The organism is Paenisporosarcina sp. FSL H8-0542, from assembly GCF_038632915.1.
GTDB lineage: Bacteria > Bacillota > Bacilli > Bacillales_A > Planococcaceae > Paenisporosarcina.
Genome location: NZ_CP152050.1, coordinates 2,742,878 through 2,758,805 on the forward strand (window position 1 = coordinate 2,742,878; position 15,928 = coordinate 2,758,805).

Below are 15,928 nucleotides of genomic sequence, written 5' to 3' on the forward strand. Positions count from 1 at the left end.
CGTTAATCATTCACCCTAGGATTATGGAATGAAGTGATCATAAATACATGATTTTTGTAACTACTTCTCTAGGGCTCAGACTAAAGAATTCTTATGCACATTCAGCCCAAACGCTGACTCCCCACTGGGACCATTTCCAGTTGCCTGTGAATTTTTTGCCTTGATACACAACACACCAAATCATTAGACCTGCAAAAATAGTAAATGCCAAACCTAATAATACTGCTGCAAAGATTAAAAACCAAGCATCACTTTTAACCATTTGCTTTTGAAAAGAGTTAATAGCTTTCACCTTCATGGTTTGTAGAAAAACCAAAATACCGATTAAACTGTTATTTATGGACATTGTCAATTTATTCACCTCCTTTCAATTGAGAACTGAGATATGCTTTAATAATCATCATCCCGTCTCCAAAGGGAGGCAAGAGAAAGATTATGTGTAGAAGAAAAATATAAGAGACATACATCATTAACTGAGAACTAGCTGTCATGAAAAGAATCAACCCTATAGTGAAACAAATCAATGGTCCCATCATAGCCATCATCACTATCTGATAGTTACTTAGGTGAAAAAGAGGGATAATCGAAATTCGCAAAAATGTACTCTCAATTCGCACAGCACCTTTTTTTTTCAAAATCTTAAATGATAAGATATGAAAGTATTCATGCAGCATGAATGAAATAAGCAACGAACTAATCAAGGTGAATTGTTGGACTGTTAAAAAAGCAACTTCTAGTTTCAAAAACAGTGGCATTGGTAATAAGATGCTTACCATGATCATTATCACCAGTGGCTTATTGATTTTAAGGAATAACCATGAAAAATTCATAAGATTTATGTCTTCTACTGTTTTTGTGACTTGTTTCATGGCCTAATTATGGCTATTTTTAAGTTGGATTTGTTTTTGTCGTAAAAGTTTATAAGTAAAGAAAACAATCATATAAAATATAGTAAGTATAATCACTGTAAGGATTGCTGGAAGATAATTTTCAACTCCAAAGTGTAAAGAAACGGAACCATCAGCCTTATCGGCTGAATCGAAGAAAAGAGTGTCAAAGTAAACTGTTCTCTTTCCTAATTTGCCGCCATCACTGAACAACATGTAAAGAAATGAAAGAACTAGAATTACTAAAGTTGTGACAAAGGCCCCCAAAAACGCATTGAATCCTATAAAGACTTTTTTCATTTTATACTTCCTCCCTTATTTTTTTCAAGCCAAATATACTGAAATATATAATTACAAAAAAGATAAAACCGACAAATATAAAATTTTGGGTAGTAGACAATTGAAGAATTGCTATCCCTATCGCCAAAACAATTATTATCGTGAAAATAATTACGAAACTGATAATAACAGAGAATGGATTATCATCGTATGGTGGAAAAAGGATACCCACCAGTGTAAATAAAAAAACAGCAACAGTTACAGATGCTAAAGCCATAAAGTTTGTTGTTAGGCTTGTATTAAAAATTAATACAATTATCACCAATGGTAATGAAATGAACAGTATATATAAAATCTGACTACTAATAAGGAATACGTAGTCTTTCCAAACCGTATAATTCGTTTTCCACCATAATTTTCTAATAGAATTGGTATTTACATAATGATAAATTCCATTAAACGCCAAAGGTAGAAGTGCATATAATGAGTATTCACTTTTATTATCCATAAATAAATAGAGGAAGATGATATACGAAACACCTATGTAATTAAAGGTATCTTTCTTCCTGAGAATACTATACACATAGGAGACCAATAGGTTATTAAATCGTTTAAATAATTCAATTTTCAAATAATTTTGCGTAGACATGTACGCTTTATCAGGTATTTTGATATTCAAGAAACTCAAAAGTAAAAACGATATAATAAAAGTGACCAAAATAATCCAAAAGTCGAATCGTTCAAAGAAAATCGACCATGATATTAAAATATTAAATCCAACATCCTTTTCGTCGAGATATGCATATACAACTGACTCTGCCACAGAATTAGCATCTTGGTATAAAAAGAAGAACACTAGGCTAAAAATAAAGATTGTCACGATGTCTTTTAAAGGATTCAGGTTGAAAAAATTGAGAATAAAGACGATGACTTTATTAATAAGTTGTAAGATTAAATACGTAATAATACTAGAGAAGAAGACTGTACTAATTAATAACAAAATGAATTGAGTTCCATATGTAAGGATCAGTGAAAGGACAACAGCACTTGACAACAATGAGATTAAAATAATAGATATCACCGTTTCAAAAATTAAAAGTGCGCTATTTCTTTCATTCATCGTTACAGGAAGAGTGGTTGTCATCTTAAGAAAACTGTTGGACTTCATAAAAAGTATTTTGACAAACATAAAAATAATTAAAGACCAAAACATGATTGTCATACTATAAACTCTTAAGATAAGTGGAACTTCAAGGTTTTCATTCCCAATTAGATTAAAGAATGAATACAACATAAAAGTGAAAATACCGAGCATCATTACTAGGACTAATAGAAAGATAACTCTAAATGCTTTGCTTTTTAGAGGACCGATGTTAAAAACCTTTCTGGTGAAATATAAGCTAATCAGATGTACTAAATTGAAAACTTGTGCGGATCTCATTTTTCACCTCCTCTAAATTCATCAACTCTTTAAATGAATCTGAGAGTGATCGTGTAAGATTGCTTACGAGATCGTCCAGATATACTTCCCCTTTATAAAAAAGAATCACCCTATTACTTATCTCCTGCATCAACTCTAAATCATGTGAACAAATTATAATGGTGCCACCATTTTTCGTATACTCATTGAGTAATATTTTTATAATTTCTTTCGCCTCAACATCAATGCCATTTAAGGTTTCATCTATAATCATTAATGGAGGATTTAATAAAAGAGCATTTATTAATTGAAGCTTTTTTTTCATTCCATGGGAATAGGATTCCACCATCTCCGAAAGTTTCTTATTCATGCTTAAGTGAGATGAAATTACTTGTAAATTTTGTTCGTCTATGTTCTTTTTATATAACTTGGACATTAACATAATATACTCTCGACCTGTTAAAAATTCAGGAATATAATCGTCACTAGGTAAATAGACAATTTTACTCTGTACAGACAAAGAAGTATGAGATGTTCCATTGAAAGTGATGGAACCCTTTTGTAGCTTCAGTAAATTGCATACCAGTTTAATTAAAGTGGTTTTTCCTGATCCATTGGGTCCAGCAATTGCTACAAATTCTCCTCTCTTAATTTCCAAATTGATATCATTAAAAATTGGCTGTTCTTTATCATAAGAATGGTGAATTTTTTGAATAGATAGCATTTTTTACCCCCCGCAAGGCATATTAAAATCCATTTATTGGTAATGAGTAAATTTTAAGTTAAAAAATGGTATTTTTAATGTAGCATAAAGGAAAAATTAGTCAATGATTTATTTCAGAATATTTAAAATTTATTATAAAAAACTTTAAAAAATGCTTTTTGTTTATTTAACTGAGAAATGTAAAATGACAAATAGGAAAAATTCTTGATGGCTACTCGTTTTGTAATCTATATACTTATTTTACTATTATAGAAAAAAAAGGCTACTTATTTAAGTTGAGAAACTTTTTCCGAAAAAGCATTATTTTCCATAATTTTATAAATAAATTTCCCATTTTTTACTCTAAATTTAGTTATTAGAAATAGTAGGTATTACGATTACTTTTCACAAGTGGCTATGATATGCATGCTTAGATTATTGAATATAAAACGTGAGAGTGTATTACGCCTTGCATGCCGCAAGTGCGTGAAGAATGAGACCCACAAGTATGTGGTCTTCATACTTGTGGGCTCACGCGGAACATGCGGCTTAGCATAAATGTAGGATTACAACACATTAATGTTTACATATCCAATTACAAAACAAACACCGTAGCTTTTCGCTATGGTGTTTGTTTTGATTTAATAGATTTCTCGGATAGCACTGTAATGCAAATCGATATCGCCTTTTTCAAATCTTTGTGCGACCAGCTTGGGATGTTTCCATGTTGGATGGCTAATTCATGGGAAGCTGGTATATGAATAAATCCGGATGGGATATTTAAGTTGGTTGTATGAATTGTATGTAGTCCTTCGTACATCACGTTATTGCACAAATATGTACCCGCAGTATTTGAAATGGATGCAGGAAATCCGGATTCGTTTAATTTTTCTACCATCCCTCGAATCGGTAACGTAGAAAAGTAGGCTGCTGGACCTTCAGGATGAATAAGTTCGTCCACAGGTGTATGTCCTTCGTTATCTGCAGCACCATCTTTCACATTGATCGCGATGCGTTCTGGTGTTATTTTTGAGCGACCTCCTGCCAATCCCAATGAAATGACTGCATCCGGCTGTAACTCTTCTATCAATGCGACTAATTGGTCCCCTGATGACTTAAAATCAACCGTCATCGTTTTCCCTATAATTTGATAATCTCCAATCGTTTGTCCGTTTAATTCCTCCACTATTTTCATAGTTGGATTTACCGTGAACTTTAAAAAGGGTTCAAAACCTGTCAGTAACAAAGTTTTCTTCATAAGCTAGTAACCTCCTTTTCCCGTAATTTTATTGTACCGTATAGCTTCTTTTATTTCGAAAAGCAAACAATTTATGGATAATATTATTTGGAATTTTATCGATTTCAGTCCAAATAGATAGACCACTCCATTGGTATTTCTTCGTATAAAATGAAATTCAATTAACAAATCTGAGTAATAAGTATCACTCTGTAATGTTCATATAAATTCGAAAGATATTTTTACGCATAATTATTAGAAGTACAATTTTGATTTTGAGTTGAATTAAAGTTATTCAATTCAAAAAGATGTACAACACGAAATCTCCTAAATACCATCGTATATACCTTTCATCCTTACGATTAAATAGTATCCATCAGAATTATTTTAGGAAAGCAAATTGGAATTATGAAAGAAAATGTGTGATTGTTTGTGAAAGTGGGTATCATATAAGATAACTGATTTTTAACAACAATTGGAGGGATGACGATGTCTAGAGGAAATACACGTTCATTATTAATTGGAGGTCTTGCAGCTACGGCTTATATGTTTCTACAGAAAGCAGAAAATCGTGAAAAAGCCAAAATCATGATGAATAATACGATGACAAAAGTGTCCTCATTCATGGATTCAAAAAATGTAAAACAATGCCAAATGACAAAATCAGGTTTCTCAGATCCTAACGATCCGGATGACAATCGTATGGTGGAAGAAGGCGCCATGACCAGTGTTCAATATTATATCGAAAGTGTACTAAGCAAGGACACTAAGAAAGAAGCAAAACAAGCTTTCCCAAAATCTCAGCATAAAGCTGCACCAAAATCAAAAGAATCACTGCCTGAAGATAACAATGACTCACCAGCGAAACAAGAAAATGCAAAAAGATTGCCAAATGAATAAACAAAAACCGTGATCCTTATGGGATCACGGTTTTTTGATTAGTACCCTCCACGCTCATCCAAGTGATGGTTATTCTGACCATCTTTCACTTGAAGTTTTTCTTTTTCTTCTTTACTTAGCTGGTCTTCTTTTTGTGTTTGTTCAGTAGCTGATTGATTTGCAAATTCTTTTGCAGATTGTTTTTCATTGTCTTTCACTTTTTTTCACCTCTCCATTATAAAATTTCCGTCATAGTTGATTTTCCCCTAATAATCAAACTTATAACATGAAATTTAAATATTTATGTATGAAGAGTTAGATTACATCGAAAGTACTATTCGTTTACAAACGGTTTAATTTCACAATAATCCATGCAATTTTGATTTTTGTTTGTCAATGAATAGCTCATATTTTCTTTCAACAATTCACTCATGAATCCTGTCCAATAACTCAGCATTATAATACATTCTTGATCTTTATTAATTGATTTGAAAACCCTATGTTCCCAGCTATTGTGAAGTTCAATAATCACCTTTCTATCTTCTTTGGAAAACTTAGTGATTTTTCACATTTCCCCAACCGGCATTGCGATAATATCACTGAATTGAATTAAAATATTTTCAAGATCCATCCGTTCAGAATAGTACTTACTTGCTATTGCTCCCATGCGAAATCCAAAGTCCTTCAATATTGTATTGCTCTTTTCGATATCCAAGTGTTTATCCAAAGTTTGCAATAAGATTTCAATTTCTAAGTCCCATAATACGATTGCAGAGGCATCATTTTGAAAGAATAGTCCTCTTTCCATTTTCCATATAAACTCATCTCTGTTAATACTAAATTCTGTGATAGAGTCTGTCATTCACGAACTCCCCTTAAAATAAATTTTTCCTACAACAGTTTAATAGATAATTTCAAACATTCAATGCGGAATTTCCTGATTTTTTAACTTATTCATAGAGAAAACCGATTCTATTAGCTTTACGAAAAAATTACATATTTACTCAAATTTCAAAAAGTAGTCTTAATTGCACGTGAAACTTAGTTGTTTCAACATTGTTAAGAAGTAAATTTTGTAAACTTTCGAATGAATTACCCTTTTAATAGGTTAATAGTCTTGTATCTTTAGTTAGCTATTATGATAATAGTAGTGTTAAAATGATAATGTGATGGAATATTCATATATTTCTAAACAAAAATAACCAAACGGGGGATTGACGAATGTCTATTCATGTTAAAAGGTATCAAAAGTTCGTTGCTACAGCAGCCACAGCAGCTTTAGTCGCATCTACACTTCCGATTGCCGCTTCTGCAGCATACAGTGACGTACCAAGTACACTTAAAGCAGCAGTCAATTACGTAACAACCGAAAGTATCTCACAAGGGTATAGCGAATCAACATTTGGAACAAACGATTCATTAAAACGTGGAGATGCGGCAATCATGATTGCTAAAGCAATCGGTCTTAATGTGGCCACCGCACCAAAATCTACTTTCACAGATTTAAATGTACGAGTTGAAGGTTCAGTTAACGCTCTATTTGCAGCTGGAATAATTAATGGAAAAACGAAAACATCTTTCGATCCAGATGCTAAAATCACTCGTGGCGAAATGGCTAAAGTTTTAGCAATTGCATACAAGTTAGATGGCACGGGGGTTAACAACACATTTACAGATGTAAATAATCGCTGGGATTCATATGTAAACGCACTATTAAAAGCTGGTTTGACTGAAGGGAAAACAGACACTACATTTGGTTCAAACTTAGCGGTGACTCGTGGCGAAATGGCTATGTTCCTATATCGTGGTAAAGACATGAACCAAACAACTGACAAAGTAGCACCTACTTTCACTTACACAGGAGCTACTTCTATAAATGTTGCACACAATGGCCAATTTGCTGTTCCAGTTGTTACAGCTACTGATAACAAAGATGCTAGCGTTCCCGTTAAAACAACAATTCGTAACAGTGAAGGTGCTGAAATCAGCACGATTAACACAGCTAACTCAGGTACGTACACGATAACATATAGTGCGGAAGATAAAGCTGGAAACAAAGCAACTAACTTAGTGTTAACAGTTACTGTTGCGGCACCAGTAGTGGTTACACCACCAATAACACCCGGTAATCCAAATCCTTTCACACTATCACTAATGCATACAAACGATACACATGCAAATTTGGATAATGTGGCAAAACGCATCACGGCAATAAAAGAAGTGCGCGCTGCGAAGCCAAACGCTCTATTACTTGATGCTGGGGATGTTTTCTCGGGAACTTTATATTTCAATAAGTTCCAGGGAAAAGCAGACTTAGATTTCATGAATTTAGCTAAATACGACATGATGACATTAGGTAACCATGAGTTCGATCTTGGTTCTACTCCAGAAGGTCACAAAGCGCTTGCTGATTTCATCAAAGATGCTGAATTCCCAATTGTCAGCAGTAACGTTGATTTCTCAGCAGATGCTAACTTAAAAGATTTAAAAAATAGCGGCGTTGGAATTAATCCTACAGGCGGCAAAATGTATAACACAGTTATTAAAAATGTAAATGGAGAACGTATTGGATTCTTCGGATTAACAACAGAAGAAACGGCTGAAATTTCAAGTGCAAAAGATGTGAAATTTAAAAATTACATTACATCTGCAAACTCAGCTGTAGATGAGTTGACACGTCAAGGTGTAAACAAAATCATCGCAATCACTCACCTTGGCTATGATGACAATCCTGCATTCGACAATGATCTACTTCTTGCGAAATATGTTGATGGAATTGACGTAATCGTAGGCGGTCACAGCCATACAAAATTGGATGCACCAGTTCAAGTAAACTTGGATGAATATGGTGTAGCGAAGAGCCCGACAATTATCGTACAAGCCTACCAATACAGTGAATTCCTTGGAACACTGGATGTAACGTTTGACAAAAACGGAATTGTAACAGGTAAAACAGGTGGATTAATCACGATCTCTTCAAAAACTGAAGATGCTGAAGCGAAAGCTTTGCTGCAACCTTATGCTGATCAAATCGCAACAATTAAACTCGAAGAAACTGGAGCTACAGCTGTTTCAGCTTTAGACAACCCACGATCAAGTGATACCGGTCCAAGTGTTCGTTCAAACGAAACTAAATTAGGTAACTTGATTGCAGACGGTATGCTTTGGAAAGCAAAACAATTCAATCCAAACGTGGTCATATCAATGCAAAATGGTGGCGGTATTCGCGCTCCTATCAACTCTGGTCCAATTACAGTCGGTGAAGTATTAACAACTTTGCCATTCGGTAACACATTGGCAACAATGAACCTTTCTGGTACTGAAATCAAAACAGCTTTAGAGCACAGTGTTAGCCAATCACCGAAAGAAAGCGGTGGATTCTTGCATATTTCTGGTATGAAATTTACTTACGACAGCACACTTGCAGTCGGTAGCCGTGTTACTTCAATGAAAGTTGAAAATACTGACGGTTCATTCTCAGATATTGTTCCAGCAAGCAACTATGTAATCGCGACAAACGCATTTACAGCTAAAGGCGGAGACGGCTACACAGTTTTCAAGAATGCATATGAAGCAGGCCGCGTAACCGACCTTGGCGCTGCTGACTGGGAGAACCTTCGTGACTACGTTAAAAACTTAGGCACAGTCGACCCTCAAATTGAAGGTCGTATCGTAAACACAGCATCAGTAGTTATTCCAGGTCCTTTTACGTTGTCATTGATGCACACCAATGATACTCACGCTCGTTTAGACAATGCTGCAAAACGCTTAACCGCCATTAAAGAAGTTCGTGCAGCAAAACCTGATGCATTGTTACTTGACGCTGGGGATGTCTTCTCTGGAACATTATATTTCAACAAGTTCCAGGGACAAGCGGACCTTGCTTTTATGAATTTGGCCCAATATGATTTCATGACTCTTGGAAATCACGAATTCGATCTTGGCTCATCACCTGATGGCCATCAAGCACTGGCTAATTTTATTAAAGACGCAGAATTCCCGATTGTCTCAAGTAACGTGGACTTTTCGGCAGATGCAAACTTAAAAGATTTGTTCAACGATTCGACTGGTATTGATCCGGTCGGCGGTAAAATGTACAACACGATTATTAAGAATATTAATGGTCAGCGAGTTGGATTCTTTGGTTTGACAACGGAAGAAACAGTTCAAATTTCAAGTGCCAATGATGTGACGTTCAAAAATTACATCACTTCTGCAAATGAAGCAGTAGAAGAACTGGAAAGCCAAGGCGTAAACAAAATCGTGGCAATTACCCACTTAGGTTTTGATGATAATCCTGCCTTCGATAACGATCAATTATTAGCGAAGCATGTAGATGGCATTGATGTAATAGTCGGTGGCCATAGTCATACACAATTAAAAGCTCCTGTCGAAGTGGCAGTAGACGAAAATGGTGTGGCAAAGGACTTAACAATCATCGTACAAGCCTACCAATATGGTGACTTCTTAGGCACGCTGGATGTGACTTTTGATAAATCAGGTATCATTACTGCGCACAATGGACAATTGATCGCAACTGCTGGCAAAGCGGAAGATGCGCAAGCAAAAGAATTGCTTCAACCTTACGCTGATGAAGTTGCCACAATTAAAAATGAACCGACAGGCGCTACTGCACTTGAAGAACTAGCGAACCCACGCCTTGGACCTACTAGTATGGAGAGTGTCCGGGCAAATGAAACAAAACTTGGAAATCTAATCACTGACGGCATGCTTGATAAAGCGAAAGAATATAACTCCAAAGTTGTGATTGCAATGCAAAACGGCGGAGGAATTCGAAATCCAATAGACGCAGGACCAATCACAGTTGGCGAAGTGTTGACTACCCTTCCATTCGGTAATACGCTTGCAACCATGACACTGTCAGGTGCGGAAATCAAAATGGCACTTGAACAAAGCGTCAGTCTAGCACCAGGCGAAAACGGTGGATTCTTGCATATTTCTGGTATGAAATTTACTTACGACAGCCGCCTAGCAGCTGGAAATCGTGTTACTTCGATGAAAGTCAAAAACACAGATGGCTCTTTCTCGGATATCAATTTAACATCTGATTATGTAATTGCGACGAACGCATTCACTGCAAAAGGTGGAGACGGCTTTACAATTTTCAAAAATGCTTACGACCAAGGTCGTGTTACAGATTTAGGTTTATCAGATTGGGAAAATTTACGAGACTATGTTCAAAAATTAGGTACTGTAAATCCACAAATTGAAGAACGTATTTTGGACGATGCTAAAGCTCCTGTTGAACCGACTGGACCATTTGAAGTTACTCCGGAAGAATTTTCTGGATCTGCTGAGACACCAAAAACATTTATTGGCGATGTTATTGTAACCATGGAAAACGCTCAATTACTTCAACATGCAACAATTACAGGCGACCTGGTGCTCAAAGGAACTTCTTCAACTAACTTGTCATTCTTGAACATTCAAGTTGAAGGCAATATGGACCTTTCTGGACTAGATTTAAACAATGTTAGCCTTGATGGCATTCAAGTGGATGGCGACATCATTTTCTAAGCACCCAGAAAAAATTCAAATAGACTGGAGCGTACTTAATGACTTACTTAAAACGTAAAAAGACTAGTCTCCTTGGACTGGTTTTCATCTTATTACTCAGTATGGTCATACCTTACACATTACAAGTGGCAAAAGCCGAAGAAGTTAAGACAGTGTCAGATGCCATTGCCAACAACAGCGGTAAAGCAACCGTTCGCGGCTATATTATCGGACATATTAACAGTGCCACAAATGTCTCCAAAACTAATCTGCCTGACGATTTCAACTTCGCTATTGCAGATCGTGCAGACGAGACAAATGTAAATAACATGCTTTTCGTAGCTGTAACTTCTAGTTTCCGAAGTGATTGGGGATTAAACTCAAACCCTTCACTTATCGGAAAACAAGTTGACATTTCAGGTGACCTGACAGCGTACTTTACAAAGCCTGGTTTGAAAAACCCTTCAGCTATTGCATTTTCAACCATTGAAGAACCAATTGAGGTAACACCGATTACACCAGAAAAAACATTCAATTTCACAAATATACAAACGAATAAAATCACTATCGATGACCCAAGTATTTCCGTTACGATGGACAGTTCTTCGAAAATCACAGAAGGCCTCTTTGTAATAGGAGCATATGGTGAATTTCATGGACAAGGATTCTCGTCGAACAAACTGACACTTAATCCAGTATCTGCAGAAGCAATTTTTGATTTCAAAGGTAATATTGCTTCCAAAGTTGTGGTGGATGGACCGAACGTCAAGGAAATCCGTGGCGCTGAAAACATTCAAGCCCTAACTTTCATTAACGGTGCTAATCCTGAAACAATCGCATATACGAACGTAAAAGGCGAGGTAATTGACTACCCTGCAGATCCGAATGCAAACCATTCACCAATCCTGGCAAATACATTCACGAACAAATCAGTGAAAACAGGTGAAACCATCACCATAAACCTAGCTGAACATTTCACAGATGTGGATAACGATGAGTTAACCTACACGTCTACACTTGGTACAATTACAGATTGCGTATTGACATTATCACTAGCTGAAGGCTCGTATATTGTCGGAGTTACAGCAACTGATGGCGAATTCGAAGTAACAGGAAGCTTCTCAGTAACTGTATCAGATACTGAAATCCCACCTACCGCTGGTGATTATTACAAAGATGCAGAAGGTAAACAAGGTCAAACGCTAAAAACAGCTTTACACGATATCATAAAAAATCACAAAGTCCTATCATATGACGCGGTTTGGGCAGCTCTCCGCGAAACAGACGAGGATCCGAACAACCCGAACAACGTCATCTTGTTCTACTCAAAAGTATCAAGCCCGAAAAGCAATAACGGCGGGAACACAACTAACTGGAACCGGGAACACGTTTGGGCAAAATCACATGGCAACTTCGGCACAAGCAACGGCCCAGGTACTGATATCCATCACTTGCGACCAACCAACGTTCAAGTTAACAGCTCCCGAGGAAACCTTGACTTCGATAACGGCGGAAGTCCAGTAAGTGGCTGTAATGGTTGTTTAAAAACAGGCAGTTCATTCGAGCCACCTGATAGCGTCAAAGGCGACGTTGCTCGCATGCTCTTCTACATGGCAACACGCTATGAAAAAGGAGATAAAGTGGATTTAGAACTGAACAACAATTTAAACAATGGTTCAGCACCATACCATGGTAAACTGTCCATATTGCTACAATGGCACAACCAGGATCCTGTTGATGCATTCGAAGCGAACCGCAACAATGTCATTTACAGCATCCAAGGAAACCGCAATCCTTTCATCGATAACCCACAATGGGTAGAATCAATTTGGAATGCAGCTAATCCAAACGAATTGGAAGAAGCATCATAAACAAGCCTCCTCCCCTTCATCATCATGATGAAGGGGCTTTTTTTGCAATGTAAGACTCAAAATTCTTACCCCCTCCCTCCCTCCCTCCCTCTCTGTCGTATTGGACATGCTGCCTATTTACATAGAAGAAACTCATTTCACATATTAAATTTTCCCAAGGATTGTTCCGTTTTTATATTGGAACAATTCTTTTTACAATCTATTGCTACTGTAATTCTTAATAAAATCCGTATGATATTTTTACAATTTTCACACAAAAAATCACACCAGCTTAATATAACCAGTCTACAATGACTTTAGTAGTGAGTAATTAGACTGGGAGGAGAGGTATTTACTGGTTTTTATTTATTTTATTTGAACTATAAAAGAGGAGGAAGAAAGAATGAAGCGCCAAGTAACTAGTTTATTTATTGTATCCGCTGTTTTATCGGGTAGTTTATTTGCTCCCGTAGCAATTAATGAAGCACATGCTGCAGTCGTGCAACAAAATATGACTGTAAAAAAAGAAATGGTCTTAGTTGAGGGTATGGAAAAATCAGTTTCATTTATTGAGATCAACAAGATTAAGCTTCACTCCGTACAAGAATTGGCTAAAATGATGTCTGCTTCCATCACTTACAATCAAAAAACAAAAACATATACGATTACAAAAGGAATCGGGAAAAACAAAAAAACAATCCAGTTAACTCAAAACTCCAATGTTTATGTAGTGAATGGTAAAAAAAGTAAGTTAGGGATTCCAGCAAAGCTAGAACAAAAAACATTATTTGTCCAAGCAACACCCCTCGTTAAAGCATTAGGTGGAGATATATTAACAGATAAAAACCTATTAATCTCTGTAAATGGTAGTTTTAAACTTGGATCTTCCAAATTAATGGTAGACGGTACCGGAAAACAAGTGAATACGTTCACTGTAAACGGCAAACAGCTTTATTCTGTTCAAGATATCTCAAAATTATTTTCTGCAACCACAACAATCGGAAAGAATAATGAAATCACTCTTTCTAAGCAAGGTAAAACTTTGAAATTTAAATTATTAAGCAAGGTATTACAAAATAATGGAACATCCATGAAGTTAGTAGCAAGTCCTGTCCACGTGAAAGGCATTGTTTACGCTGATCTGAACGATATTGTTACTGCATTTGGAGGTGATGTTCAAAAGTTAAATAGCAGTTTATTTGTTGCAACTTCTGGTTTAGTAAGTGGAGATACGTTTGCGCCACAATTCATTAATGAAAAAACACTGTTAGTTACTAATAATGATCGTTCAGTGCTATTAGACACCCAAACTAAAAAAGCAAGCTGGACAATTAATGCAACAGATTTAATTGTTTCACCCAATGGCAAAAAAGCTGTTTATTCGGACGAAACAGGATTTATGCATTTAGTCGACTTTGAAACGAAAATGGATACTGTTGTAAATGCAGAAGATGACTCACTTAAAGTTGAATTTGTTTGGTCATCTGATGGAACAAAGGTTTACTTCCTTCAAGGAGATAAAAACGAAAAAATTTCATATATGACAATTACTGATGGTAAGGTTACAAAAGTTTTTGAAGATAAGCTGACCTACAAGTCGGATTTACATTTATCTTTTGATGGAAAAAAAGTTCTGTATGTAGTGGGTAAAGAAGGAACGACAAAATATACAGATGATGACAAAACAGATGTGGACTCTATCGATTTAACTGGCACTGAGCCTCAGATTTACTCTATAGACCTTGAGAGCAAAGAAGTGAAAGCAGATCAATTGACCACGACGAATGATAATAAAGTTTTCTCTATGTTCCTAAAAAATGCGGGCATCGTGTATTTAAGTGCTAAGACAGATAGTGAAGAGCTTCCAGAGTTAAAGATTTTATATGGAGTGGATGAAACGACTGTACTTGTTAAGAACAAAGACATTATTTCATCTCTGGTAACACCACAAGGAAAACTAGTGATTCTAGTTGCTGAAGAAAACAGCATGAGCACACTTTACGAAGTAAATACAGATACAAAAGGGTTAAGAAAATTAGCTCAAACTAACCTTCAATTAACATCATTCACAACTTCTCCTGACGGTAAGTCACTTGTTGCGACTACACCGGGTGAAGACGGCGAAATTGTGGTTGTATGGAAAAACGGTCAATTTGAAGCATTAACGAAAAATAAAGGAGCGAATAACAAATGAATATCTTGAAACGATTTACAGCAGCGGCACTAGTGGTTGTCGCATCAGTGGGTTTAACTTTTGGTGGAATAACAACAACAGCTCAGGCAGCAACAAGTGGGAAAATCGTCGTTGCAGGTTCTTCTGCTTTATTACCTTTAACACAACAAGCTGCAAAAGAATTTAAAAAAGCTAATCCTAAAGTTTCTATTTCGGTATCAGGTTCTTCTTCAATTGCTGGTCCTCAATCTGTTATGAAAGGTTCAGCAACAATAGGCGCAGCTGACTGGGATGCAACCAAAGCTGTTCCTGGATTCAGCGCATTTGATAGTTTAAAAGCTCACAAAATTGCAGTTATTCCATTTGCAACAATCACTCACAAATCAAATCCGGTAAAAAATTTATCAACAAAACAGCTTCAAGATATTTTTTCAGGGAAAATTAAAAACTGGAAGCAAGTTGGTGGAGACGATTCAGAAATCGTTGTAGTAAATCGTAAACATGGTTCTGGTACACGTGTTAACTATCAAATGAAGGCTTTAGCTGGAAATGATTTTATGTCAAAAGGTGAAAATTATAAAGAAGTTAGCAGTAATGGAGATATGGTTAAAAATGTCGGAGCAAATCCAAATGCTATCGGTTATACAGATTTAGCTTATGTAAAAGGTGATATTAAGGCTCTTAGCTTCAACGGTGTATCTGCAACTACGACAAACGTTGTGAATGGTAACTATAAAATTTGGGGTTATGGATACTTATTGACAAAAGGCACTCCTAAAGGTGCTGAAGCTGCATTTATTAAGTTCATTCAAAGCAGTAAATTCCAAAATGGTTCTTTAAAGAAACTAAAGTTTATTCCTATTAGTGCAATGAATTAAGTTAAATCTATGTTTACCATAAACATAGAAAGCCAGCTCTAATCAGAGCTGGCTTTAAATTAGTTTGGAGGATTTTTATGGCAAAGATCGCACATCCACTACCCA

The 15,928-nt window shown here is 36.0% G+C and carries 12 protein-coding genes and 2 pseudogenes; 6 read left to right on the plus strand and 8 right to left on the minus strand.

Annotated elements, in window-relative coordinates; genetic code table 11:
• Positions 1-91 precede the first annotated feature (91 nt).
• The 6 genes from MHH33_RS13970 to pcp form a co-directional block, all read right to left on the minus strand.
• Entirely contained in the window at positions 92-352 is a 261-nt protein-coding gene (locus MHH33_RS13970) for a hypothetical protein (RefSeq protein WP_016428126.1), read from the minus strand.
• 1 nt (position 353) lies between these two features.
• Complete coding sequence (locus MHH33_RS13975; protein ID WP_342542077.1) at positions 354-869, minus strand: hypothetical protein; 516 nt, start codon at positions 867-869, stop codon at positions 354-356.
• Positions 870-872: 3 nt separating this feature from the next.
• Positions 873-1,187 carry a hypothetical protein gene (locus tag MHH33_RS13980; protein ID WP_342542078.1) on the minus strand — a complete coding sequence of 105 codons (315 nt, stop codon included), beginning with the start codon at positions 1,185-1,187 and terminating at the stop codon, positions 873-875.
• 1 nt (position 1,188) lies between these two features.
• Positions 1,189-1,674, minus strand: a complete 486-nt coding sequence (locus MHH33_RS13985) for a hypothetical protein (protein ID WP_342542079.1) — start codon at positions 1,672-1,674, stop codon at positions 1,189-1,191.
• Between the two features lie 892 nt (positions 1,675-2,566).
• Complete coding sequence (locus MHH33_RS13990) at positions 2,567-3,310, minus strand: ABC transporter ATP-binding protein (protein WP_342542080.1); 744 nt, start codon at positions 3,308-3,310, stop codon at positions 2,567-2,569.
• A 601-nt stretch (positions 3,311-3,911) separates the two neighbouring features.
• Positions 3,912-4,547: a pyroglutamyl-peptidase I gene (pcp, locus tag MHH33_RS13995; protein WP_342542081.1), complete on the minus strand. Its 636-nt coding sequence runs from the start codon at positions 4,545-4,547 to the stop codon at positions 3,912-3,914.
• Between the two features lie 468 nt (positions 4,548-5,015).
• Between pcp and MHH33_RS14000 the strand changes: the two genes are divergently transcribed.
• Entirely contained in the window at positions 5,016-5,426 is a 411-nt protein-coding gene (locus tag MHH33_RS14000; protein ID WP_016428132.1) for a hypothetical protein, read from the plus strand.
• A 38-nt stretch (positions 5,427-5,464) separates the two neighbouring features.
• Here the strand turns inward: MHH33_RS14000 and MHH33_RS14005 are convergent, their stop codons facing one another.
• On the minus strand, positions 5,465-5,623 hold the full coding sequence (locus MHH33_RS14005; protein ID WP_016428133.1) for a hypothetical protein: 159 nt from the start codon (positions 5,621-5,623) through the stop codon (positions 5,465-5,467).
• A 347-nt stretch (positions 5,624-5,970) separates the two neighbouring features.
• Complete coding sequence (locus tag MHH33_RS14010) at positions 5,971-6,267, minus strand: hypothetical protein (protein ID WP_016428134.1); 297 nt, start codon at positions 6,265-6,267, stop codon at positions 5,971-5,973.
• Positions 6,268-6,626: 359 nt separating this feature from the next.
• Here MHH33_RS14010 and MHH33_RS14015 point away from each other — a divergent pair, with 359 nt between their 5' ends.
• From MHH33_RS14015 to MHH33_RS14035, 5 genes and pseudogenes are all read left to right on the plus strand, one after another.
• The gene (locus MHH33_RS14015; protein WP_342542082.1) at positions 6,627-10,943 is read left to right on the plus strand and encodes a 5'-nucleotidase C-terminal domain-containing protein; all 4,317 of its coding nucleotides are present in this window, start codon (positions 6,627-6,629) and stop codon (positions 10,941-10,943) included.
• A 101-nt stretch (positions 10,944-11,044) separates the two neighbouring features.
• Positions 11,045-11,389 (plus strand): annotated as a pseudogene (locus tag MHH33_RS14020) (DUF6359 domain-containing protein); the annotation flags it as partial.
• Between the two features lie 696 nt (positions 11,390-12,085).
• A pseudogene (locus MHH33_RS14025) lies at positions 12,086-12,793 on the plus strand (endonuclease); the annotation flags it as partial.
• A gap of 382 nt (positions 12,794-13,175) precedes the next feature.
• On the plus strand, positions 13,176-14,966 hold the full coding sequence (locus MHH33_RS14030) for a stalk domain-containing protein (protein ID WP_016428137.1): 1,791 nt from the start codon (positions 13,176-13,178) through the stop codon (positions 14,964-14,966).
• A complete protein-coding gene (locus MHH33_RS14035; protein WP_016428138.1) occupies positions 14,963-15,823 on the plus strand; it encodes a phosphate ABC transporter substrate-binding protein in 861 nt (286 codons plus the stop codon). The genes MHH33_RS14030 and MHH33_RS14035 overlap by 4 nt, the downstream gene beginning before the upstream one ends.
• Positions 15,824-15,928: the final 105 nt, after the last annotated feature.